The following is a 23,355-nucleotide window of genomic DNA, read 5'->3' as shown; positions in this document are numbered from 1 at the left end:
GCCAATAGGAGTGATTGATGACCGACCGTCGCTTTTTTGTCTCATGCGGGTCGTCAATAGACGTGATTGACGACTGACCGACGACATTTCGGCTAAAATAGGTCGCCAATAGCTCCGATTAACGACCGACCTGGCTAGTTTCGTCTCATGCCGGTCGTCAATAGACGTGACTAATGACCGACCGGCGTCGTTTTGGCTAATATGGATCGCCAATAGTCCCGATTGACGACCGACCTGGCTCCTTCAAGCAAACTGTGGTCATCTATACCTCCTCCACACCTTAGAAGAGTCACAAAATTGAAATTGATTACGAGGAACAGGCACGATGAAAATGGTAAAATAAGAAAATACAGAGGAAGGAGCCAAAAAAAAATGAACCAAGTAGAAATTATTGCTCGTAGAATACTAGGTTGGAAGTTAAATAGATGGGACAGATGGTTTGACTTTGAAAAGGGGGCATTCATACCAGTTGCAGATTTTCAACCTGAGCAAAATCTTGACCATGCGATGCTCATCGTAGAAAAATTAAAAGACTTCGGTTATACCTATACAACCAATGGGAGCACTGAAGTTTGCTTTAACAACATATGTGAAACGGGCGACACACTAGCTCAAGCCATCAGCAATGCAGCCTTCACCATTGCTGATAATAGCTCGATCGCTGAGGAATGGCTGTAATAAGTACATATAAAAAGCTTGTAGATTATATCCATATGGATCAAATCCTACAAGCTTTTATCGCTTCTACTTGCTTCGTAATACAGTTATAAACCCATCCAAGATTTCATGGCTGACCGAAAATCCCTTATGTTTGTAAAATTCCAGCGCGTCATTATTGCCGTTAGAGACAAAGATAAAATAATCCTCAACCTCATCAAATTGTTTTAACCACTCCATCGACATCTTGAAAAGTGTAGACCCCAGCCCATACTTCCGATACTCGTCCTTAATATAAAATTGCGACAAACAACCAACATTAGGTCTACGAACTGTAGACATGTCAAAAAAAGTAGCAAAATCATTAGAATAGGTCGCTTTTGGCGAGATATTAGAATAAACGTACCCAACCACTTGTTGGCCATCCTTCACGATCACGATATAATTATGAATGGCGCTATTAATTGAAGGGGCCATTCTGGTGTCAAAATTCATGCTGTCGAACAGTTCTGGTGTTATGTAAGCTTTGGACTTTTGAAAGGCCATTAGTTCATTGCATAAATCCCGGCAATATTCTATTTCTTCGTCCGAGATTACTTCATATGATAAATTCATGATTGCTCACTCCTTATCTCCCATTTCAAAACTGAAAAGAGCTCTCGGTTTAAATTAAACCAAGACGCTCTAATCCGTAACGGACACCGTCTTCTTCAGCTGAGAGTGTGACCATATTTGCCACTTCTTTCAATTCATCACGGGCATTTCCCATGGCGACGCCCATTCCGACCAATGACAACATTTCCATATCATTTAATCCATCCCCAAAGGCCACAGCTTCATCAGGTGCAACCCCAAGTTTTTCTAATAATTTACTAATACCTACTGCTTTGTTAGAATTGGACAAATTCACATCACACGTACGTGCCCCTGAACTCCATCTGCGGAAATCCAGTTCTGGAACCTTTGACTGATAGGATAATTCCTCTTCCAGATCGCAATGAAGGAAGATTTGATAAATATCCTGGTCTTTCCAAAATTGCGGCGGGGCCAGTTCCGGTTTCCATGGATCATGCTGGTACGCTTCAACGACGAAGGGATGTTCTAAATGCGTGACTTTAAAGCTTGTATCGCCTAAATAAGTCAGCGGATGTTGTAAGTCATTGGATAATTGATGGACTCTTTCTAGTACTTGCTTATCAATTGAACTCTTGTATATTTCTTTTCCTTCATGGAAGGCAAAGGAACCGTTAAAAAAGACCATCGAGTCGACCCCAGTTTCTTGAATAATCGACTCGGTAAAATAAGGTGCTCTCCCGGTAGCAATCACCACTTTCGTCTGTTTCTCTTTTAACCTCTGGATGGCATCCTTTGTGGCATGACTAAGTGTTTTTCCATGCGGGAGGATGGTTCCGTCTATATCTAAGATGACAACCTTATAATTCATAAAACACGCTCCCATAAATTCTTTCACAGATATTTCTATAGCAAAGTATAACATGTTCCAAGAAAAACCCTATGCAAAACACACTTAAACAGGAACATTTATGATCGATGGGGATCTATTATATAGGTTCAGGATAATCACAGTCAAATTTAACAGAAACCCCGATTAGAAAACTTAGGTATGTTCCATTTTTATTAACAATAATTACATTATGTAAACTTATAGGCGGGATTTGAAAAGGATTCATAGAAAATGAAGGTCTCGGGCAAAATGTGAAAATGATAATGGTTTCTTTTATGGAAAAAACACAACACGCATTAGGGGAGGTATTTCTGTGGATCAAATAGAGAAAAAGCGAAAACTACTTCGTGATTACGGCTATCCTGAAAAAGCCATTCCGAGATTAATGGAGGAAATAAGTTCGATGGACTACAATAGGCTGGAAAAACTGATTTTGCCATATAACGACATAACGTCAGAAAAATCCTAATAACTGAAGTAAAAAAAGACTCCAACCCAGGAGTCTTTTTTTAACTTCTTAATCTTCATTATTTTGCATTCCAGTAAACATGAGTACAAAACGGAGTAATTCTGCTACTGCTACTACAGTTGCTGCTACGTACGTAAGCGCAGCCGCGTTTAGCACTTTTTTCGCTCGATACTCTTCTTCATTTCTAATCAGACCAGAACCAACCATTACATCCAGAGCTCTGGAACTCGCATTGAATTCGACAGGTAACGTAACCACCTGAAACAGAACTGCAGCGCCCATAGCGATAATTCCAAGTAATAAAAAGTTGGCAGAGGATAAGAGAATACCGATTAAAATCAAGATAAATGAAAAATTTGAGCCAATATTTGCGACTGGTACCAATGCATGTCTTACACGTAAAGGTACATAACCATCCTTTTGTTGTAAACAATGGCCAACCTCGTGAATGGCAACGGATATTGAAGCAATCGAGGTCCCATGGTAGTTCGTTGAGGAAAGCCTAACACTTCTACTTCTTGGATCGTAGTGGTCCGATAAGTGACCTCTCACTTCTTCTACAGATACGTCGTATAAGCCATTTTGATCCAAGATTCTTCTAGCAGCCTGGGCACCCGTAAATCCAGAAGATGAGCCTACTTTCAAAAATTTAGAGTAGGTACTCCTTAAATACATCTGCACAAATATTGGAATTATCATGATTAGAATAAAATAAACGATAAAACCCATAATGCATACTCCTTCTCAAGATGCTATTTTATATACATTATTATACTTTAAGGTACACTTTTTTAGTAATAATGTGCTTGTTAAAAAAAGGACTAACCAATTTGGTCAGTCCTTTTACGTGAGTATTTTAATTAAATAGCACGGTTGACCGTACTTATTTTTTTCTTAAATATCTTCGTATTTGTTCCAATATAAACACCAGATAGGACAAAGGCTGCTCCAATTCCGTGAGCCAAAGTGAAGGTTTCATTTAAAAAGATGGTTGCCATCAAGACGGCCGATACTGGCATGACATTAATAAAAATTGAAGCTTTTGCCGCGCCAATTTCCTTGATACCGTAATAATACATAATAAATGCCACCACTGTTACGAAAATACTCATGTGGGCGATGGCTATCCAGGTTGAAATGTCAGCATGCTGTACATCTTTCCAAGTGGTTTCCACTAATGCAAATGGTAATAAAAATAATGTACCAAAAGCTACTGCATAAGTAGTGGATTCGACTGAACTAAATTTTTTTAAAACCACTTTGCCAACGACGTTGTACAAGGCCCAACAAATCACCGCACCAAGTAAAACAAAATCGATCGTTTCAAAGCCTATCTCCACCAGTGAAAGCACATGACCATCTGTAATTATAAAAGTTACCCCAATAAGAGCAGTCACCATACCAATTATATGGTTCTTGGTAATCGTCTCTTTTAAAAAGATGCCTGACAAAAGAACAATTAAAACTGGATTTGACGCAATAAATAAGGAACTCTTAATTACCGGTGCATGTTTGGTGGCAATAAAAAAGCAAATATTATAAAGTGCTATTCCAGTTAACCCTAAAACCGCAAACAAGCTATAATCTTTAAGAGTAGGCCTGATCCGATTTTTTTCAGTTAACCACATTAGCGGGAACAATAGAACTGAAGCTCCTAAAAAACGTAAAAAAGCAACTGTAGCCGGTTCAAAGTCTTGAACAGCAATTTTTCCAGCAATAAATGCACTTCCCCATGTCGCCGTAGCGAAAATCAACATTCCATATAAAAGCCATTGCTTTTTTTTCATTCATGTCCCTTCAATCTATTAAAAGTAATAATTAGAATTGTAACATTTTTTTCGGATTTCGAAATAATTATTTTTAATAGATTTTTAATTATGCGATAAATAGGGGAGAGCTTAAAATTATTTCTTTTGTTTATTTCTAAAGGAAATAATATTAGTCTTTAACGATGCATAAGTTCCAATCGCTGCATATCCGTAAAACCAGCCCATAAATATACCGCCAAGAGTGTTGTGTTTATGACTAATAAAAATTGAAATTCCTAATCCAAAGAGAAGTGCAATGGTTGGCACAAACCACTTCGGTAATTTGAAATATAGCTTTATTAGTTGAGTTAATACAATAATGATGGGAATCGCAAAAACTGCATCCCAAAAATTTGTTTGAATGGCAGGGAAATCCACAGCAGAACACACCTTTTTTAACTTATTATGTGTGTTCTGCTAAAGTTTTATGATTTAGCTTATACTGATATACCAAGCCAAGCCCCCAATTGCAGCTAAGATGACAATGGCATAAATAGCCGTCAACCGTATCGTGTTTTGTTTTGTGGAACTTTTATAGTCCTCATCCGGTTTCCCAGTAAGTGCTAAGGTACCAATAAGGGCACCAATTAAAACAACAATGATAAGAATCATGCCAAACGTCATAGTATTTCATCCTCACTATATGATAAAATTATTGATTTTTCATTAGACATAGTATGATTCCTATATTAAGGTTAAAGTTATAAAAAATGACCAGCCAATTACTAAAAAAATGGACCATCCACTTTTACTGTCACAAGTAATTGGAAAGGAGTGAGTTGGGTGGATTGGAGACCCGATCGAACAACTAAAAGACCAATTTATAAACAAATTGCTGATTACATTGAACAAGGTATTGCCACAGGCCATTTTTCACCGGAAACCATGTTACCTTCAGAAAGGGCCTTAGCTGAAGAGCTGCAAGTGAATCGTAGTACAGTGGTAGCCGCATATGAAGAACTGCAGTCAATGGGGATTGTTGAGAGAAAAAAAGGTAGTGGGACCATTGTGAGTACGGATATTTGGGGGCTCGAACATAGACGGATTCCAAACTGGGGTAGATATTTGGAGCGTGGCTCATTTCTTCCCAACCTTCCTGTTGTTCAAAGAATTCGTAAGGAAACCCTAGATAATGACCTTATTAATATGGCAAGTGGTGAATTGTCATCTAGTTTATTTCCAAATGAGCAATTCCAACATATTCTATCCGCGCATCCTTTTACAGGCTATCTTGGCTATGACGATCCGCAAGGAAATGAAGAATTAAGGTGTACGATTGCCGATCATGTGAATGAATATAAGAAAATTAATACAACTTCTTCTTCGATTCTTATCACATCGGGTGCACAGCAAGCACTGCATCTGATTGTCCAATGCCTGCTTAAACCTGGTGACGCTGTGGCAATTGAAGATCCATCCTATTGTTATTCTCTGCCCATTTTCCAGACGGCAGGTTTAAAAATCTTCCGATTGCCTGTGGATTCAAATGGGGTAAATCCGGAAGACCTTGTTCAACTACATAAGAAACATAGAATAAGAATGGTATTCCTAAATCCCGATTATCAAAACCCAACGGGAAAGGTTCTTTCCCTGCAACGGCGTCAACGAATTTTAAACATTTCAGCAGAATTTGGAATTCCAATTATTGAAGATGACCCCTATAGTTTGACCTCCTTTGATGGAGTGGTAAATCCATCGTTAAAATCAATGGATGATAATGGGAATGTTCTATATATTAGTTCGTTGTCGAAAATTATTGCTTCAGGATTACGAATCGGTTGGGTTATTGGCCCCTCAAAGGTCATTCAACGGCTTGCTGACGCCAAACAACAAGTTGATTTTGGACACAGTGTATTTCCTCAATGGGTGGCGAACGAATTTCTCAAGTCACAGTCCTATGATACACATATACAATTTTTAAGAAAACAGCTTGAACAACGGAGAGATCAACTTGTTCAAAGTCTTAATCAACTATTGGGTGAAAAAGTTTCCTTCTCTATTCCAGATGGGGGGATTCATCTGTGGTGTAAAGTGAACAGACCTATCGACGTGCAGAAATTACTGGAGGAATCAATCAAGAAGGGAATTGCCTTTGTCCCAGGAAATGTTTTAGGCACTGAAAAAGGGTGTCTCCGTTTTACCTATGGCAGGGCGGAAACAAATTTGATTCATGAGGGTATTAATAGATTTTCACAGGCATTAAAGAATCTATAAAGTAAATAATTAGTAGAAAGGATAATGACGATGAAAAAGATACTTATTACTGGCTTTGACCCATTTGGAGGAGAGCCCGTTAATCCTGCGCATGAAGCGGTAAAGTTTTTACAAGGAAAAGAAATTGCAGGCTGCGAAGTGATCACAAGAGAAATCCCCACGGTTTTTGGCAAAGCGATTACTAGTCTTAAAGAAGCGATCGCTGAACTAAATCCAGATATAGTCATTTGTGTCGGCCAAGCAGGGGGGCGTGCCTCAATCACGCCTGAACGTGTGGCAATTAATGTAGACGACGCCAGAATCCCAGATAACGAGAATAAACAGCCAATTGATAAAGAGATTGTCCCGGGGGGACCAACAGCTTATTTCTCTAAATTGCCAGTCAAGGCTATGGTGAAAAAGATGACGGAGAACGGAATTCCTGCTTCCGTTTCAAACACAGCTGGAACATTCGTCTGCAATCATATTTTTTATGGGTTGATGAATCTTATTGAAACTAGCCGCAAAGACATCCGAGGCGGCTTTATCCATATTCCCTTTATCCCTGAACAAATTGTCCGTAACCCCGGTCAACCAAGCATGAGTCTAGAATTAATTGTAAAGGGTCTGGAATTATCCATTGAAGCTGTAATTTTAAATGAGCAAGATATTGCAGCAGTTGGCGGGGAGATTAGCTAATTATAAGGCTGTGTTAAAGGTTAATATTGATTTTGGCACTCTGTTGTGGAAAGCGAAGTGCCTGGAACGAAAATCAACAGAACCAGTTTAACACAGCCAATAATAAAGAAATAATGTAAGGATTTCATACGCAATGGAGGACAGATTCTGTTCTCCTGATTATAATCCTCTATATGGTATGGAATCTATTCAGGAAGAAATATCTAATCCTTGATTCACACTTTACATAACATAAAAAAATTAACCTAAATCATACTACTATTTGTCCAATGACAGGAAGAATTAGAGAGATATAATATAAGGTAGAGAAGTAGGTTTTTAACCTTTTGCTTTGCCTCAACCATAGGGACGGCAAATAGGACCCTGCTGGCAGGAGTTGAAGGATAGAGGGGGGATGTTATGGGGAGATAGTAAAATCCGCTGTGAATTTTTTAAATATTCGTTCAATTGAATTTACACATCATTGTTTCACTAGAAAAGCATGTTAAATAACCAATAAGGGGGAAATTTGTTGAAAACGCAAATTGAACAAAATGGTATTGTTACCCTGACGCCTGAAGCAGCTAATGGTTTAAGTAACAGTGAAATGTGGAATGATGACCTGCGCCCCACGACTATGAAGGAACATTCCTGGAAAGGGCTGAACTTTGCTACTTTATGGATTGGTATGTGCTTGTGTATTCCTGCTTATACGATGGCTAGTGGCTTGATTTCGTTAGGAATGAATTGGTGGCAGGCAATTGGAACGATTTTTCTTGGAAATGTCATTGTTCTTATCCCTATTTTATTAAATTCCCACGCTGGTACAAAGTTTGGCATTCCCTATCCGGTATTTGCTCGTTTATGGTTTGGCTCAAAAGGTGCCCATATCCCGGCTTTAGCTAGAGCGATTGTTGCTGCTGGGTGGTTTGGGATTAACACCTGGATTGGTACAGGTGCGATTGACACACTTTTATCGGCATCATTTGCCGCTTGGAGAAACATCCCAGGACATACGGCGATTGTATTTGCTTTGTTTTGGGGATTAAATGTAGTTGTTGCTTATAAAGGACCTCAAGCGATGAAAGTCCTTGGCTTAATTGCCACACCGATTGTAGGTATCTCTGCTATAATTCTTTTTATCTGGGCATTTACGAATGCAGGAGGCTGGGGGCCAATCCTGGACACGCCATCAAAGTTCACGACCACAGGGGCATTTTTAAAAGTATTTTTTCCTGCATTAACAGGTGTCATTGCCTTTTGGGCAACACTTGCCTTGAATATTCCTGACTTTTGCCGCTATGCGAAAAGTCAAAAATCACAAATGTTGGCTCAAAGTTTCTCTCTTCCACTTACCATGAGTATCTTCTCCTTTATTGGAATTGCAGTCACATCTGCGACCGTAGTTATTTTCGGGACTGCACTCTGGGATCCCGTTCAATTGCTTGCAAAATTCCCGCCATTCGTTATCTTTTTGGGAACATTAATCATTGTCATTGCGTCCTTAACGATTAATGTCGGGGCAAACATTGTTGCACCGGCCCGTGCCATTGAAAATCTAAATCCAAGACGAATTACCTTTGGCATAGGGGCAATAATCACTGGAATCTTTGCAATCTTAATGCAGCCTTGGTATATCATGGAGAACTTTGGAAACTATATTTTTGGCTGGTTGGGAACGTACGGTGCTTTACTTGGTCCGATTGATGGAATTGCCATTGCGGATTACTGGCTTGTTCGCAAGAGGCAAATGGCCCTTAACGAACTATATGATGTAAACGGCCGCTATAGTTATACATCCGGTTTTAATAAAAACGGTGTTTACGCCCTGATAATTGGTGTCGCTGTTCCTGTACTTGGACTTCTCATCCCAGGTCTTCGCTTTTTGTGGGAAAATGCCTGGACATTCGGATTATTTATCTCGATTATCGCTTACACCTACTTAATGAGAGGGGATCAAAGTGTCCTAAAACCAGGGGAATATGAAAAGATTACGGCATTCAAATCGTCAACTCCTGGTAATAAAGCAGATTCAGTTGCACATAATGAAACAGAATTCTTTTATTAAAAAAATGAGTGTCAGGCACCTTTATGCCTGACACTCATTTTTGTTTTACTTCTTAATAGTAAAAATCCGATTATTTTGAAATATATCGGGAAATGTAGGATAATTACGCTTGGTATTTCTTAAATTACATTTAAATATACTCAGGCCATAAGCGGCCTTAGCTTAATAGGAGGAGATTCTTTATGGAAATAGGTGTGAGCACGTTTGTCGAGACCACGCCAGATGTGAAAACCGGGAAGGTAATTAGTCATGCGCAACGAATCCGTGAAGTGGTAGAGGAAATTGTCCTTGCAGATCAGGTTGGACTCGATGTTTTTGGTGTCGGTGAGCATCATCGCGAGGATTTTGCTGCCTCTTCTCCTGCCGTTGTGTTGGCTGCTGCCGCTTCACAAACCAATCGAATCCGATTAACCAGTGCAGTAACGGTTCTTTCTTCCGCCGATCCGGTCCGAGTTTTTCAGGATTTTGCAACACTTGATGCAATTTCAGATGGCCGGGCCGAGATTATGGCAGGCAGAGGCTCTTTTATTGAGTCGTTTCCGCTGTTTGGCTATGATTTAAAAGACTATGATGAATTATTCGATCAGAAGCTAGAGCTATTATTAAAAATACGAGAGTCGGAGAAAGTGACCTGGGATGGCGGCCATCGACCAGCTATCCAAAATCTCGGTGTGTACCCTAGGCCGGTTCAAGATCCTTTGCCTGTTTGGATTGGAAGTGGAGGCAACCGTGATTCTGTGATTCGAGCAGGTCTGCTGGGGTTGCCACTCGTTCTAGCCATTATCGGCGGGCGCCCGTTGCAATTTGAGCCACTTGTAAGACTTTATAAGAAAGCAGCCGTTCACGCTGGTCATGATGTGTCTAAACTAACGGTTGCCTCGCACTCGCACGGTTTCATTGCGGAAACGAGCGAAATAGCAGCTGAGAAGTTTTTCCCTTCCACCCAGCAGGTTATGAATAAATTAGGACGCGAGCGCGGATGGGGGATGTATGACCGTTCGAGCTTTGATGCGGCTCGCAGTTTGGAAGGAGCATTGTACGTAGGGGATTCGAAAACAGTAGCCGAGAAAATCATCCACCTTCGGAAGAATGTTGGAATCACACGGTTTATGCTTCACTGTCCTGTTGGTTCCATGCCCCATAATGATGTAATGAAAGCCATCGAACTATTAGGAAAAGAAGTTGCTCCTATCGTTAGAAATGAAATAGGGAGATGAGAAGCTGAAAACGATCATGTGAATCCAATGAATCTGAAAGGTGATTAAAGTGGATGAACTTCAAAGTAAATGCTGGCTAATTAAGAATGCTTTTCAAATAGATGTACAAGTCATTGATCATCAATTTCAAACCATTTTACATATATCTGATGATAGTGACCCCCTCATATTTGTGGAGGCACGCAAGAAAATCTATTTGGATCTTAAAAATGCATTAGAAGCAGCCAATAAAAATAGTTTTTGTTTTCATACAGATTCTTTCCAACTTTCGTATTTGGCAGCGGCCCTGCACATGGATGAACAATTTCATGGAATGGTTATCGTCGGACCTTTCATGTTAGAAAAGATCACTGACCATTTTATCTGGAGTGTTATCAGAGAAAATCGGCTTGAAAATAATTGGGGTAAACCCTTTGAGAAGTTTTATAAATCATTGCCATATTTAGGACAATCCTATTTAGCAATTGGTGATCTATTAGTGAATCTATTAATGAATCCGCGAGTTGACTCCCAATTTGTTACGGCTCCAAATCATAATGAGCATAATCAACCGGAGGTACAGCCTCTGGATTATGATCAAGATGGTATGGAGGTGAAGCTCAGATATGCCGCTGAAAAGAAATTTTTACATTTTATCGAAATTGGGGATAAAGATTCTGCACTGAAAGCATTGATTGATTTTACAGGTGACTTTTCCTATAGAGTTCCAGGGAATCCTTTACGGGCGAAAAAAAATCTTAGCTTTTCAAGTAATACAATGAATCGGCTGGCTGCAGCTAAAGGAGGGGTCGAACCTCAATATTTACATGCTATATCGGAAAAATTCGCATTTAAAATTGAGGCAGCTGTGACGATGTCCGATTTAGATGCAATAAATTTCAGTATGGTGGAAGAATATTGTGATGCGGTTAAAAATTTTGCAGTTAAAGGATATAGTACTGTTGTCAAAAAAGCGTTAATGTATATAAATGTCTACTTTAAAGAATCGATCAATGTACAATCTATTGCAGATGAAATCGGTTTTAATCGATCCTATCTTGCCAGGAGATTTAAAGAAGAATTGAAGGTTAGTGTGATTGATTATATCCATAATAAGCGGATCAAAGAGGCAATATTTCTTATTGAACAAGGGCGGTTATCTATTACAGATATTAGTATTCAAGTCGGCTTTAGCAGCTATAATTACTTTTGTAAAGTATTTAAAGAAGTAAAAGGTATGACGGCTACAGAGTATAGAGATTGCAAATAGAAAGAAAGGTGGGGCATGATAAATTCATGTCCTTTTTTTATTTTAGGCGAAATGGCGAATGAAAAAAATATCATTAAAAGCACAATATTATATAAAAAATATCAATAGTGTGTGTGGATATGGCCTGAAATTGCTAAGATGAAGTTGTACTTACTATTACTAGTGCTTACAAGTTTAGGAGGCATTAAAATGAAAGAAAACCATAAACAGCCGATTTTAGAAGTAAGAGTCAAGAACATCATTGAAGTGGATGGATTAAAATTTAAAGATTTAAATAATAGTGGGAAACTAGAACCATATAAGGACTGGCGCTTAAGCCCGAAGGAACGTGCGGAGAATCTAGTTTCATTAATGATTATCGACGAAAAGGTCGGAATGATGCTTATAAATACGCGTCAAATGGGACTTACTCAAAAAGATAAGAGTAAAACAAGTCATGATGGCGTGTTAGATGAAGGTATTGTTGAAAAAGGCGAAACTATTTTTGCTTTGGCGAAAGTATATGGCACAACGCATACAATTGAGAACATGCATCTGCGCCACTTCATTCTCAGAGATAACTGGAGCCCGGCACAAATGGCCGAGTGGGTCAATACCATGAATGAAGTATGTGAGGGAACACGTCTGGGTATTCCTTGCTTAATCGCATCGAATTCCAGAAACGAAAACACAGAATTCATTTTTGGGATGAATGATGCAGCTGGGATTTTTTCTACTTGGCCAGGAACGTTAGGACTTGCAGCTGCAGCTAAAGGCGATATAAAAAATGGCGGCGATGCCTCCCTTTTTAGCCAATTTGCCGAAATCGCCCATGATGAGTGGGATGCTGTTGGGTTAAGAAAAGGATATATGTACATGGCGGATACTGTTACGGACCCGAGATGGCAGCGGATCTATGGTACCTTCGGGGAAGACCCGGAATTTATCTCGGATGCCATCGGCCGCATAATTGATGGCTTTCAGGGGAAGGCCATTGGAAACCATAGTATCGCGATGACCACTAAGCATTTTCCTGGTGGTGGACCAAGGGAAAATGGATTTGACCCACATTATGAAGAGGGGAAATGGAACCTATACCCAACACCTGGAAGCTTAGAAAAGTATCATATGCCTCCGTTTAGAGCAGCAGTAGAGCATGGGACTTCATCGATGATGCCATATTATTCAATCCCTAGCATCAAGAAAAGTGCAGTACAAGAATTCGAAGGTGAAAGCATTCCATTCGAAGAGGTTGGTTTTACCTTTAATGATTATTTCTTAAATTCAATCCTTAGAGAAAAATTAGGCTTCAAAGGCTATATCAATAGTGACAGCGGAGTCACAAGTAAAATGAGCTGGGGCGTTGAAACCTTAAGCGAGGCGGAACGTTTTGCAAAAGCAATTAATGCGGGTACAGATCTTATTTCTGATACGAACGATATTGAAAACCTTAAAAAAGCGATTGAAAATGGCTGGATTAGTGAAGAGCGGATTAATGAAGCAAATGTAAGACTGCTTACTGAAATGTTTGCGTTAGGATTATTTGATGATCGTACCTATGTTTCACCAGAGAATGCTGCTTCAGTAGTTAATAATCCTGCTTGCTGGGAAGCCGCATATGAGGCTCATAAAAAATCAGTAACCGTTCTAAAAAATACCAACCAGACCTTACCTTTAACAGCAGATATGCTTGGTACTAAGAAAGTTTATGTGGAAGTTTTCCACAAAGAACCAGAGCGGGCTGCAGCTTATACGGAAAATGCAAGAAAGGAATGTCAGGAGCTTGGTCAATTTATCTTGACGGATAACTATGAAGAAGCTGACATTGCTATTCTCTTCTTAAGTCCAAAATCCGGAGCATATTTCAATGCAACCCCAGGATTGTTAGAACTTGAAATCTGCGAAGATAAGACAGAAACGGCATTAGATGGTACTACCTATCAGGAAACCACCTTAAGTGGAATGGCCCATCTTAAAGAAGTGGCAGACAGTATCCATATCCGCGGCGGAAAAGTGATTATGAGTGTGAATGTCATTTTGCCATGGATCCTTGGAAACGTTGAGCCTTTAGCAGATGTTCTAATCGCGGGTTACGATACCTACTTTAAGGCACAGTATGAGGTTATGGCAGGTAATAGCCGACCAGTAGGTGTTTTACCGTTAACATTGCCAGCGAGTGAAGCCGTCATTGCGGTTGATGAAGAAGGTAATTGTGTGTCAAGAAATGATGTACCGGGCTATGACAAGGATAAGTATATGCCGGAAGGTCTCCGGTACGCTTATAAAGATAGTGATGGTAATATTTATAAGCTTGGTCATGGATTAACATTTTAAGATAGTAAAACAATTATAAATCAGAAACTCGCCCAAAAAGATTTGCGGCGAGTTTTTGTATTTTGATTGCTCCATTAAGGTTTTCTTTTGGTGATGCTGCTAAAATCAATTATAATACTAAGGAGAATAAAGATGGTTAAAGGACGGATACGATGACTTTTTTAGAAAAAATAGAACCACATGTAATTAGCCAGGATATCTTAATTCAAGAAATAGTGCTTCATGCCTTACACGATTATCCAAACGTTCCTGAAGAATGGACGTTAAGATTATTGAAGGAAGCGTTTACGAACGAGGACAAGCAATCGTCGATACTAATTTACATTGATAACATGAAGATCAATGAAGAGGGTGTCAAGCTTCTGTTAGAGAATATCCCAAAGATGGATAAGACCCAAATCCACTTGGCAGTGAAGTTATTAGAACGGATCGAACCCATGCTAAGCCTCAAATATAAAGAACCGATCCAGAAATATCTTAATGAAGAGCATTGGTCTTTAGCTGAACTGATCGTAAATGGGGACGAGGAAGAAGTTTGGGAAGAATTTGCACAAAGAATCAATGCTCTCGACAAAGCCAAAACGTATGAACATTCACAATTTATTGAAGCGAAAAAACTTGCTGCCTGTATCGTTCAAAATGGCTGGATCACAGAAGAGGATATCGAGGAAATTCTGCAAGAGGAATTAAACGAAAAATGGTTTTCGTTTCATGGTATCTTGGCTGTATATATGATTGGAATACTGAAACTAGAAAAGCATATCCCCCTCTTAGCTAGATTGTTGGACCGTGATGATGATATCTTGTTAGAAGAGGTTTCAGCCGCATTAATTGGTTTTCAATCGGATGATGTTGTGCAGGCGGTAGAACCATATTTAAAAAATTCCGATTCGATTATTTATGCGAGTTCCGTTGTTGAAAATATTAAATCTGACCGGGCAGTACAAGCTTTAATAAAAGCTTATCGGGGGACAGATGAACTAGATGAACAAGATATGCTGATTGAAGCCCTCTGTCATCAGCTATCTCGAAAAGCATTACCTGTAATAAGTAATCATATGAAAAATGAATACTTCTCTAGCCTAGTTGATATTGAACAGACTGTTTATGGGTATTATTCCATTTTAGGCGAGTCACACCTGGAACTATTGGATTGGAAACTTGCCGCACTTGCAAGAGAAATTGATTTCAGAAATGCTAGCAATCGGGGGGGCAATCCCCAAAGCAGTCCGATTCAAAAGGAAAATAAAGTTGGCCGAAATGATCCATGCCTATGTGGGAGCGGTAAAAAATATAAAAAGTGCTGTGGCAAATAAGGAGAGATGCAGGATGAAGTTGGATAAGGTTCGTTGGGGAATTATTGGATGCGGTGACGTAACGGAAGTGAAAAGCGGCCCAGCTTTCCAAAAAATCAATCATTCAGAATTGGTAGCGGTTATGAGGAGATCAGGGGAGCTTGCCGAGGATTATGCAAAACGGCATGGTGTCCCCAAATGGTACGATAATGCCGATGAACTCATTAACGATCCTGAGGTCAATGCAATTTATATTGCCACACCGCCAGGACCACATAAAGAATATACCATCAAGGCAGCAAAGGCAGGGAAACTTGTTTATGTAGAAAAGCCAATGGCTCGCAATTATGCTGAATGCCAAGAAATGATTGCGGCTTGTGAGGAAGCTGGCGTGCCCTTATATGTGGCGTATTATCGCAGGGCACAAGAGCGATTTTTAAAAATTAAAGAGTTATTGGAAGACGGTGCGATTGGAGAGGTCCGTTTTGTATCGTCTACCCAATATCAAAAGGCTTCTGAAGACGTGTTGGATCCGCAACATCTTCCTTGGAGGGTACAACCCGAATTGGCCGGTGGGGGACTTTTTTTTGATTTAGCCAGCCATACGCTTGATCTTTTAGATTTTCTGCTTGGACCGATTACGTCCGTTCAAGGTTTAGCTTCCAATCAAGCTGGGTATTATTCGGCGGAGGATATTGTAACGGGTACATATAAGTTTGAATCTGGGATCCATGGCGTAGGAAATTGGTGTTTCACGGCTTTTGAAGATGTCGATTTGAATGAAATCGTGGGGAGCGAAGGGAAAATCAGCTTTTCCACCTTCGGAAACGAGCCCATCGTTTTGACGACAGCTGGCGGAACAGAACAGTGGAGTTTCGAACGGCCACAGCACGTTCATCAACCACTTGTTGAAACAATTGTTGCAGACTTAACAACTGGTGGCTCCCAGTGCCCAAGTACAGGGGTTTCAGGTGCGAGAACGAACTGGGTCATGGGAGAAATGGTGAGGAATTATTACTAAACTAGTAATGAACTTTAGTTGAAAAGGATATAGACTCAATGAAGATGCAGTATGGTTTTAACCATGCTGTATTTTTGTACATATGAAAAATGACACGGGTACTTTTATTTATTTTTCCAGTGTTTTTCATGTATGTAAGCGCATACATTGGTAGTGAGCACTGGAGGTGATGTTGATGATCTATCCTTATGGGAATGATTATATCAAGTACTTAAACGATAAAGATTCACATGGCATTACGTATGAACAATGGAAATGTAAAAATGGGAAAAAATACTCAGACAATTGCAGACAATGCGGACATGGTAAAGACCGCTTTCAACCTTGTCCAAAGTGCAATTATTAAGCGCCTTTAGGCGTTTTTTTATTGATTTTTAAATGGATTTTTTGAAAATAATAGGATGGAGTGCATTTCTAGGAAGAAGGGAAGTTCCAGAATGGGAAATACAATTGATAAATTACAAAAGCTGCATGATTCTGTACAAAAATTAGAAGCAGTTTTACAAGAGGTTTGGAGTTTGGTGGATGAAATTGGTGAAGATGAACAGTTTACCGACCTTTTAAATAAAGCCAAAAAATTTCAATCAAAGAAACAAATGACAGATAAGAGTGTGGAGGAACTGGTGATTAGGCTTAATGAATATGAACAATGCATGGAGGAGATTCCTGAAGACGGGACGGCAGCAGTGGATTTTGAAGACGCAATTGCAGAACTAATCGATTGGATGAGAAATAATCAATAACAATAAAATTGGATTGTGAAACCAGGGGCTAACTAATGAGGTTGGTCCTTTTTTTGGGGATTTCACTAAATATCGACTTCGCTGATTTGACGTGGAAATTCGCTGATAGAACTAGGATTCTTTGAGAGAGATTTCGCTATTCGCTCATTGAAGGGGAGAATTCGCTCAATAGATGCTAGAATTCGCTCATAAAATGCAAATATTCGCCCAGTAAATCTAAAACCATCCAATCCTATAACTATAGAATTGGAAAATCATATAAATTTAAACTCAATTTCCCGTGTTTTTAAATAATTTTCTTTTATTGTCAAAAATGAGGTAACTTTTTCATCCAAATACATGATATTTTAAGAAAATCAGGATTTAGGAAATACTATTCAAGCAACAAATCGGAACAAGGAGAACATAAAATGAAAGATAAAATCCCTTCGTTATCGTCCAACTCATTTTATTTAGGCATGTTGTTAGCGGTGGTTGGAGGTTTTTTAGATGCCTACACGTTTATTAGCAGAGATGGAGTATTTGCCAATGCCCAAACAGGAAATTTGGTCCTCCTCGCTGTTAAAGCAGCAAACAGGGAATGGCACGGAGCCTTGCTTTATATCCCCCCAATTCTGGCTTTTATTTTAGGTGTTTTGGTCTCAGAAATTGCTAAAATTCCCCGGATAAGACATGTCCTGCATAGCTATAGAAGGTCTATTCTTATCTTGGAGTGCTTAGTTTTAATTATTGTCGGTCTATTACCAAGCAGTATACCGAATATCGTGGTAACTGTATGTATAGCGTTTGTCTCGTCTTTACAAATTTCCACTTTCAATAAACTCGACAAGTGGGTTTACAATTCAACGATGACAACAGGAAATCTTCGGACGGCTACACAAGCAGCCTATTTGGCTTTAAAAGAACATAATGAAGAAGCAAAAAAACAATTCAAAGAATTCTTTGCAATTATTATCTCATTTTTATTTGGTGCATTAACCGGGACATTTTCCACCACCTTCATAGGGAACACATCAATCTGGATTGCTTCGGGCATCTTAGTAGTCGCGCTTATTTTGTATCATCGGGACCGGGGATATGTAAGCAAGTCCTTAACGTTTAAATAGTTTTTTGGAGGAGGCTGGAACCCAAATTGGATCCAGCCTCTGCTTTTCTATTCAGATCTTTCTACTCTAGCATTTCCAATGTATGAATAACCTCTCTCAGTGCTTCAATTTCATCGTCCCCTGAAACTTCTAAGATAATTTCTGCTTGTTTAGGAATCGCTAAAGATAACACGCCGAGGACCGATTTTACATTCACCTTTCGTCCCTTGTATGTTAGAAAGATATCCGCATTAAATCGAGAAGCATTTTGAACTAATTGATTGACCGGCTGAGCATATAAACCTGCATTTCTGTTGATAGTCACTGTTTGTTGTATCATGATTTCCCTCCCTAGTGCGCTTTTGTAAAAATTCTAAATTATGCACTTTTCTTTATGTATGAAACTAGCTCATAAAAAATGCTCTGATTAATTCATTATGGGCCATTCTTTGTGGTAGTCCTCCTGACAACAGGTTTAATCCTCCTTTTGAATACCCCTAATCCGTTAGTTTAATCAACATTTTAGGCAAAGTATTAGGAATGTCCCAATAATATGGGCTTCTGAATCAGTAGCAATACCCAGCCATAGGTCATATTTTGATGAAGAGAGTACTTGAAGTTTTATGTACTAACACAAATTATTGATATTAAATAGATGGAGGTATGAAAATGAATCCCTTACAAAATGAACTCCAAATGTTAAATGTTGGCGACTTCCAAGCGAGTCAGGCAGTTCCTTTTGACCCAAACCAATACTATCTTGATCAGTCTCGAATTGGTGGTTTTGGCGGTATAGGCGGTATTGGTGGTGTTGGTGGTATAGGCGGTATTGGTGGTATTGGCCGTTGTTTTAGTTGTTTTAGTTGCTTTAGCTGTTTTAACTGCTTTAATTGCTTTAGTTGTTTCCGCTGCTCTAGTTGCTTTAATTGTTCGCATTGCTCTAATTGTGGCGGCGGGCATCGTTGCGGCGGCCATAATTGCGGTGGAGGCCATCGCTGCGGAGGTTAATCGCTCTCTTTTTCCAATGTAAAACTGGTCGGTTAATGAGAAGAGCTTTGTAAAGGCTCTTCTCTATTAGTTTAGACATATGGGACAAATTGCGTTACATAGAATTATAGTGAAGTCATCATACAGTTTGGAGAAAAGTTAAGGCTAAGGAGGAACGAAATGACAAGTTTGAACCCTTCTATGCGACTGAAAGTGAAAAGGGATACGTTTTTTCTCCCCGATTCAAACAGAGGTGTGTATTTCCGGAACAATATAAGCTCCTTTCGTATGGAAGGCAGTACAATCGAGCAATGGGTTGAGAAGCTAATTCCAATGTTCAACGGGGAGTATACGTTGGGAAATTTAACTGAAGGATTACCTGGACCATATCGGGATCGGGTGTATGAAATTGCAGAAGTGCTGTATCGAAATGGGTTTGTCAGAGATGTAAGTCAAGACCATCCGCATCAATTGGAGGATTATGTTCTTAAAAAGCATGCTGCACAAATTGAATTTGTGGACAGTTTTGTTAATTCGGGGGCGTATCGTTTTCAAACCTATCGTCAGGCCAAAGTGTTGGCAGTTGGCTCTGGTCCCTTTTTGGTTTCGTTGGTTTCTTCTTTGATTGAATCCGGATTGCCCAAGTTCAAACTGCTAATCACCGACACCGTACCGACTAATAGACGGCGGTTGTTGGAATTAGTGGCACATGCCCGTAAATCAGACCCTGAGGTGGAGGTAGAAGAGGTCAAATTAAAGGAAGATAGAGTAAGCTCTTGGCGGGAGAGTGTGCAGCCGTTTGATTCGATTTTGTTTGTGTCACAGGAGGGAAATCTAGAGGAACTGCGACTTCTTCATACGGTTTGCAGGGAAGAAAAGAAGCTTTTACTCCCTGCTATTTGCATACAACAAGTGGGTATTGCAGGTCCGTTAGTAAAACCAGACTCTGAGGCATGTTGGGAGTCTGCTTGGCGCCGCTTGCACCAATCTGTGCTTTTCAAAGATCAACAATTATCGGCATATTCTTCGACAGCAGGAGCAATGTTAGCCAATGTGATTGTATTTGAATTATTTAAGGAGGTTACAGGAGTAACTGAACAGGAACAACAGAATCAATTCTTCTTGCTTGATCTTGATACGTTGGAAGGAAACTGGCATTCGTTTATGCCTCATCCTTTGGTGATTGGACGAATATCGGCTAAATGGGTTGAAGATTTTAATAGCCGGCTTGAACAGGGATTAAACACTGTTCAGCAAAGTGAATTGCTTCTATACTTCTACCAGTTGACATCAAAAGAGACTGGGATTTTCCATCGATGGGGGGAGGAGGAATTAAAGCAGCTGCCGCTAGCTCAGTGTCGTGTTCAGGCAGTGGACCCGTTATCGGAGGGACCTGCTGAGCTGTTAAGTGAGATTGTCTGTTCAGGTCTGACACATGAAGAGGCACGCAGGGAAGCTGGTCTGGCGGGGATTGAAGCATATGTTTCACGAATGATCGATTTGAGCGGTACAAATCTACTTCCAAATCAGAAAGTTGAGGGTAGATTACTAGAATGGGAGGAATTTGTAGGAGTTGGTGCGGGAGAAACATTTGCGGAAGGTGTTTGCCGTGGGCTGCAAAAGTGTTTGGACAAAGAATTGAACATTCAACAACGTAATCAGAGAATAAAAGTCTCCCTGGTCCAGTTGAGTGCTGTGGAGGATGAACGCTGCCGGTTTTATTTGCAGGCGCTAACTACAATACAGGGAGCACCGCATATCGGGTTAGGAGATGAAGTGTCCGGTTTCCCTGTGGTTTGGGTCAGTACGAGTGACGGATGGTATCGCAGTGTAGATTTGAATATAACAATGGCGTTACGTAAGGCGTTACAACAAGCTCTTAGCAAAGTACAAAACCCGGAAGGCGGCTCCCTAGCTAGAGCATTTGATGTATCGTCCTTTCATCTGGAAAAAAAGGTGTCGCAAAGCCTTGTCATCCCTGCTTATGAAGAGTGGATACAATCCGAGAACTTGCGGTCCGCTATGGATGTCTTGAAACAAAATCATAAGCGGCTTTCGGTATTTGAACAAGAAATTGAACCATTTTTAAAAGAAGGTTTGGCTGGTGTGTTCGGCGTGTTGCTTCGAGAGGAGGAATTTAGTTGAGCGCTGCTGTCGTTTTGGTTATAGGAGAAGGGGTGGCGGCAGACATTGTATGCGAAGAACTTTTCGCCCATTACCATGTAGTTCGCCAGACCGAATTCGAGGCGGTTGTACCGAAAAAAACTGATTTGGCTCTGGTAGTGCAGGATGCCTGGAATCCTTCTGTTCATCAAAAGGCAGAAGAGATGTTTCGACGAACAGGGACGCCTTGGCTGAGGGGCTTCGTATCATTTGGAGAGGGTGTGGTGGGGCCGCTAGTTCGACCAGGGACACCGGGATGTTCTCAGTGCGCGGATTTGAGACGTCTCATGGCTGGACGCGACCGAAAAGAGATGTGGGGGATTCAACAAAGGCTGAAGGAGTACAGAGGTATTCAGCCTGAAGGATTTGTATCGAACACAGGACTCTTGCAACTGGCATACCAACTCAGGGCGGAGGTTAAACGAATTCTACAGGGTGATTATGCTCTTTCGGACGGCCAGGTATGTATAATCAATTTGAAAACATTATCGAGTTCTTGGCATTCTTTTCTGCCTGACCCGGTGTGTCCGATTTGCAGCCAATTACCCGACGATTCGGAGGAGGCTGCCCGGATTTCATTGCAGCCAAGTCCGAAAATCAGCCCTGACAGTTACCGCTGCCGTTCGTTGGAAGAGCTGAATAAAGTTTTAACTAAAGACTATTTAGATCATCGAACTGGCCTTTTGAATGGTAAAATGGTTAATTTAGTGCCACCCTTTGCCGATGTTAGTGTAAATCTTCCTTTGTTCGACGGGGATGAGGGAACGGCAGGCAGGACAAATTCATATGAGGTAAGTGAGTTGACTGCCATTTTAGAAGGACTGGAGCGGTACTGCGGTCTAGAGCCACGCGGGAAACGTACAGTCGTTTTTAATAGTTTCCGTAATTTGCAAAATAAAGCACTCAATCCTATGAAAGTAGGTGTACATGCAGAGGGACAGTATAAGCGGCATGGTTTTCCCTATCAACCGTTTAATCCTGAACGGCCAATGAATTGGGTATGGGGCCATTCGTTTTTGGAAGAGCGTCCAATACTTGTGCCTGAGCTGCTTGCCTATTATAGCCTGGGATGCGGGCAGCGTGGATTTGTCTATGAAACTTCCAATGGATGCGCGTTAGGGGGGAGTTTGGAAGAGGCTATTTTCTATGGAATTATGGAAGTGGTGGAGCGGGATTCATTTCTAATGACCTGGTACGCGCAGCTGAAACTGCCGAGACTTGACCCATCTTCTGCTGACGACCAAGAATTGCAGTTGATGATCGAACGTATGCGGGCAGTCGCGGGATATGATTTGTATTTGTATAATTCGACGATGGAGCACGGAATTCCGAGTATTTGTGCGATTGCTAAAAACAGGAAAGAAAAGGGATTGAATCTTATCTGTGCAGCTGGCGCACATCTTGACCCGGTAAGGGCTGTTAAAAGTGCGGTTCATGAGTTGGCTGGAATGATGTTAACGCTAGATGAGAAATTGGAATCGAACCGGGTAGAGTATAGCCGAATGCTGCATGATTCATCTCTGGTGCAGCAGATGGATGATCATGGCATGTTGTACGGTTTGCCGCAAGCGGAAAAGCGACTGGATTTTTTACTTGAAGATAATCGTCCATTAAGAACATTTGCAGAGGAATTTAAATGGAAGTCAAGGCATTCAGACCTTATAGATGATTTACAAGACATTCTTCATGTTTTTCGTCAATTAAATCTTGATGTGATTGTGGTAGACCAGACGGCACCAGAATTGAAACGGAATGGGCTATTTTGCGTGAAGGTGCTGATTCCGGGAATGCTTCCGATGACATTTGGACAACATCTTACCCGCGTAACTGGGCTAGAGCGGGTGCTCCAGGTACCGATGGAACTTGGATATTCAAAACAACCGTTGACACTTGAACAACTAAACCCACATCCGCATCCGTTTCCATAAGCGGAGACTAGGAGGC

At 40.5% G+C, this 23,355-nt stretch carries 23 protein-coding genes; 16 read left to right on the top strand and 7 right to left on the bottom strand.

What is annotated here, in order from left to right:
• Nucleotides 1–372 precede the first annotated feature (372 nt).
• A complete protein-coding gene (locus AC4QJR_RS17590; RefSeq protein ID WP_496523704.1) occupies nucleotides 373–678 on the top strand; it encodes a BC1872 family protein in 306 nt (101 codons plus the stop codon).
• 66 nt (nucleotides 679–744) lie between these two features.
• Here the strand turns inward: AC4QJR_RS17590 and AC4QJR_RS17585 are convergent, their stop codons facing one another.
• Nucleotides 745–1,272 (bottom strand): GNAT family N-acetyltransferase, encoded by a 528-nt coding sequence (locus AC4QJR_RS17585; protein ID WP_496523703.1) that lies wholly within the window; start codon nucleotides 1,270–1,272, stop codon nucleotides 745–747.
• 49 nt (nucleotides 1,273–1,321) lie between these two features.
• Nucleotides 1,322–2,101, bottom strand: coding sequence for a Cof-type HAD-IIB family hydrolase (locus AC4QJR_RS17580; protein ID WP_496523702.1), 780 nt, complete (start codon nucleotides 2,099–2,101; stop codon nucleotides 1,322–1,324).
• Nucleotides 2,102–2,435: 334 nt separating this feature from the next.
• Between AC4QJR_RS17580 and AC4QJR_RS17575 the strand changes: the two genes are divergently transcribed.
• Nucleotides 2,436–2,591, top strand: a complete 156-nt coding sequence (locus AC4QJR_RS17575; RefSeq protein ID WP_155929020.1) for a hypothetical protein — start codon at nucleotides 2,436–2,438, stop codon at nucleotides 2,589–2,591.
• Between the two features lie 48 nt (nucleotides 2,592–2,639).
• On the opposite strand, the gene AC4QJR_RS17570 is transcribed toward AC4QJR_RS17575, so the two are convergent.
• The 4 genes from AC4QJR_RS17570 to AC4QJR_RS17555 all read right to left on the bottom strand — a co-directional run bounded on the left by AC4QJR_RS17570 (nucleotide 2,640) and on the right by AC4QJR_RS17555 (nucleotide 5,023).
• Nucleotides 2,640–3,320, bottom strand: coding sequence for a zinc metallopeptidase (locus AC4QJR_RS17570; protein WP_098573099.1), 681 nt, complete (start codon nucleotides 3,318–3,320; stop codon nucleotides 2,640–2,642).
• 131 nt (nucleotides 3,321–3,451) lie between these two features.
• The gene (locus tag AC4QJR_RS17565) at nucleotides 3,452–4,378 is read right to left on the bottom strand and encodes a DMT family transporter (protein WP_496523701.1); all 927 of its coding nucleotides are present in this window, start codon (nucleotides 4,376–4,378) and stop codon (nucleotides 3,452–3,454) included.
• A 117-nt stretch (nucleotides 4,379–4,495) separates the two neighbouring features.
• Nucleotides 4,496–4,777 carry a hypothetical protein gene (locus AC4QJR_RS17560; protein WP_496523700.1) on the bottom strand — a complete coding sequence of 94 codons (282 nt, stop codon included), beginning with the start codon at nucleotides 4,775–4,777 and terminating at the stop codon, nucleotides 4,496–4,498.
• 54 nt (nucleotides 4,778–4,831) lie between these two features.
• On the bottom strand, nucleotides 4,832–5,023 hold the full coding sequence (locus AC4QJR_RS17555; RefSeq protein ID WP_098573105.1) for a hypothetical protein: 192 nt from the start codon (nucleotides 5,021–5,023) through the stop codon (nucleotides 4,832–4,834).
• A gap of 159 nt (nucleotides 5,024–5,182) precedes the next feature.
• Between AC4QJR_RS17555 and pdxR the strand changes: the two genes are divergently transcribed.
• The 11 genes from pdxR (at nucleotide 5,183) to AC4QJR_RS17500 (ending at nucleotide 18,282) form a co-directional block, all read left to right on the top strand.
• Nucleotides 5,183–6,613, top strand: coding sequence for a MocR-like pyridoxine biosynthesis transcription factor PdxR (gene pdxR / locus AC4QJR_RS17550; protein WP_496523699.1), 1,431 nt, complete (start codon nucleotides 5,183–5,185; stop codon nucleotides 6,611–6,613).
• A 30-nt stretch (nucleotides 6,614–6,643) separates the two neighbouring features.
• Entirely contained in the window at nucleotides 6,644–7,291 is a 648-nt protein-coding gene (gene pcp / locus AC4QJR_RS17545) for a pyroglutamyl-peptidase I (protein ID WP_496523698.1), read from the top strand.
• A gap of 511 nt (nucleotides 7,292–7,802) precedes the next feature.
• A complete protein-coding gene (locus tag AC4QJR_RS17540) occupies nucleotides 7,803–9,338 on the top strand; it encodes an NCS1 family nucleobase:cation symporter-1 (RefSeq protein WP_098573114.1) in 1,536 nt (511 codons plus the stop codon).
• Between the two features lie 182 nt (nucleotides 9,339–9,520).
• Nucleotides 9,521–10,555, top strand: coding sequence for an LLM class flavin-dependent oxidoreductase (locus tag AC4QJR_RS17535; protein ID WP_496523697.1), 1,035 nt, complete (start codon nucleotides 9,521–9,523; stop codon nucleotides 10,553–10,555).
• A 49-nt stretch (nucleotides 10,556–10,604) separates the two neighbouring features.
• Nucleotides 10,605–11,804 (top strand): AraC family transcriptional regulator, encoded by a 1,200-nt coding sequence (locus AC4QJR_RS17530; RefSeq protein WP_496523696.1) that lies wholly within the window; start codon nucleotides 10,605–10,607, stop codon nucleotides 11,802–11,804.
• 189 nt (nucleotides 11,805–11,993) lie between these two features.
• On the top strand, nucleotides 11,994–14,117 hold the full coding sequence (locus AC4QJR_RS17525; protein WP_496523695.1) for a glycoside hydrolase family 3 protein: 2,124 nt from the start codon (nucleotides 11,994–11,996) through the stop codon (nucleotides 14,115–14,117).
• Between the two features lie 152 nt (nucleotides 14,118–14,269).
• Entirely contained in the window at nucleotides 14,270–15,433 is a 1,164-nt protein-coding gene (locus AC4QJR_RS17520) for an SEC-C metal-binding domain-containing protein (protein ID WP_496523694.1), read from the top strand.
• Nucleotides 15,434–15,446: 13 nt separating this feature from the next.
• Nucleotides 15,447–16,433 carry a Gfo/Idh/MocA family protein gene (locus tag AC4QJR_RS17515; protein WP_251463562.1) on the top strand — a complete coding sequence of 329 codons (987 nt, stop codon included), beginning with the start codon at nucleotides 15,447–15,449 and terminating at the stop codon, nucleotides 16,431–16,433.
• A gap of 175 nt (nucleotides 16,434–16,608) precedes the next feature.
• Nucleotides 16,609–16,779 (top strand): hypothetical protein, encoded by a 171-nt coding sequence (locus AC4QJR_RS17510; RefSeq protein ID WP_180230078.1) that lies wholly within the window; start codon nucleotides 16,609–16,611, stop codon nucleotides 16,777–16,779.
• 91 nt (nucleotides 16,780–16,870) lie between these two features.
• The gene (locus AC4QJR_RS17505; protein ID WP_496523693.1) at nucleotides 16,871–17,176 is read left to right on the top strand and encodes a hypothetical protein; all 306 of its coding nucleotides are present in this window, start codon (nucleotides 16,871–16,873) and stop codon (nucleotides 17,174–17,176) included.
• A gap of 410 nt (nucleotides 17,177–17,586) precedes the next feature.
• Nucleotides 17,587–18,282, top strand: a complete 696-nt coding sequence (locus AC4QJR_RS17500) for a YoaK family protein (protein WP_098573133.1) — start codon at nucleotides 17,587–17,589, stop codon at nucleotides 18,280–18,282.
• A 61-nt stretch (nucleotides 18,283–18,343) separates the two neighbouring features.
• Here AC4QJR_RS17500 and AC4QJR_RS17495 read toward each other — a convergent pair whose 3' ends face one another.
• A complete protein-coding gene (locus AC4QJR_RS17495) occupies nucleotides 18,344–18,601 on the bottom strand; it encodes an HPr family phosphocarrier protein (RefSeq protein WP_098573136.1) in 258 nt (85 codons plus the stop codon).
• A gap of 323 nt (nucleotides 18,602–18,924) precedes the next feature.
• Here AC4QJR_RS17495 and AC4QJR_RS17490 point away from each other — a divergent pair, with 323 nt between their 5' ends.
• From AC4QJR_RS17490 to AC4QJR_RS17480, 3 genes are all read left to right on the top strand, one after another.
• Nucleotides 18,925–19,269 (top strand): heterocycloanthracin/sonorensin family bacteriocin, encoded by a 345-nt coding sequence (locus tag AC4QJR_RS17490; RefSeq protein WP_496523692.1) that lies wholly within the window; start codon nucleotides 18,925–18,927, stop codon nucleotides 19,267–19,269.
• Between the two features lie 159 nt (nucleotides 19,270–19,428).
• Complete coding sequence (locus AC4QJR_RS17485; RefSeq protein ID WP_496523691.1) at nucleotides 19,429–21,393, top strand: putative thiazole-containing bacteriocin maturation protein; 1,965 nt, start codon at nucleotides 19,429–19,431, stop codon at nucleotides 21,391–21,393.
• Nucleotides 21,390–23,339: a TOMM precursor leader peptide-binding protein gene (locus AC4QJR_RS17480; protein ID WP_496523690.1), complete on the top strand. Its 1,950-nt coding sequence runs from the start codon at nucleotides 21,390–21,392 to the stop codon at nucleotides 23,337–23,339. The genes AC4QJR_RS17485 and AC4QJR_RS17480 overlap by 4 nt, the downstream gene beginning before the upstream one ends.
• Nucleotides 23,340–23,355: the final 16 nt, after the last annotated feature.

The organism is Neobacillus sp. BP17, assembly GCF_059579525.1.
This window is presented reverse-complemented; position numbering and strand designations above follow the sequence as displayed.

Coding starts and splice junctions, on each gene's coding strand:
- AC4QJR_RS17590 (WP_496523704.1), top strand. CDS start 373: ATGAACCAAGTAGAAATTATTGCTCGTAGAATACTAGGTTGGAAGTTA.
- AC4QJR_RS17585 (WP_496523703.1), bottom strand. CDS start 1,272: ATGAATTTATCATATGAAGTAATCTCGGACGAAGAAATAGAATATTGC.
- AC4QJR_RS17580 (WP_496523702.1), bottom strand. CDS start 2,101: ATGAATTATAAGGTTGTCATCTTAGATATAGACGGAACCATCCTCCCG.
- AC4QJR_RS17570 (WP_098573099.1), bottom strand. CDS start 3,320: ATGGGTTTTATCGTTTATTTTATTCTAATCATGATAATTCCAATATTT.
- AC4QJR_RS17565 (WP_496523701.1), bottom strand. CDS start 4,378: ATGAAAAAAAAGCAATGGCTTTTATATGGAATGTTGATTTTCGCTACG.
- AC4QJR_RS17555 (WP_098573105.1), bottom strand. CDS start 5,023: ATGACGTTTGGCATGATTCTTATCATTGTTGTTTTAATTGGTGCCCTT.
- pcp (WP_496523698.1), top strand. CDS start 6,644: ATGAAAAAGATACTTATTACTGGCTTTGACCCATTTGGAGGAGAGCCC.
- AC4QJR_RS17535 (WP_496523697.1), top strand. CDS start 9,521: ATGGAAATAGGTGTGAGCACGTTTGTCGAGACCACGCCAGATGTGAAA.
- AC4QJR_RS17525 (WP_496523695.1), top strand. CDS start 11,994: ATGAAAGAAAACCATAAACAGCCGATTTTAGAAGTAAGAGTCAAGAAC.
- AC4QJR_RS17520 (WP_496523694.1), top strand. CDS start 14,270: ATGACTTTTTTAGAAAAAATAGAACCACATGTAATTAGCCAGGATATC.
- AC4QJR_RS17515 (WP_251463562.1), top strand. CDS start 15,447: ATGAAGTTGGATAAGGTTCGTTGGGGAATTATTGGATGCGGTGACGTA.
- AC4QJR_RS17510 (WP_180230078.1), top strand. CDS start 16,609: ATGATCTATCCTTATGGGAATGATTATATCAAGTACTTAAACGATAAA.
- AC4QJR_RS17505 (WP_496523693.1), top strand. CDS start 16,871: ATGGGAAATACAATTGATAAATTACAAAAGCTGCATGATTCTGTACAA.
- AC4QJR_RS17500 (WP_098573133.1), top strand. CDS start 17,587: ATGAAAGATAAAATCCCTTCGTTATCGTCCAACTCATTTTATTTAGGC.
- AC4QJR_RS17495 (WP_098573136.1), bottom strand. CDS start 18,601: ATGATACAACAAACAGTGACTATCAACAGAAATGCAGGTTTATATGCT.
- AC4QJR_RS17490 (WP_496523692.1), top strand. CDS start 18,925: ATGAAAATGAATCCCTTACAAAATGAACTCCAAATGTTAAATGTTGGC.
- AC4QJR_RS17485 (WP_496523691.1), top strand. CDS start 19,429: ATGACAAGTTTGAACCCTTCTATGCGACTGAAAGTGAAAAGGGATACG.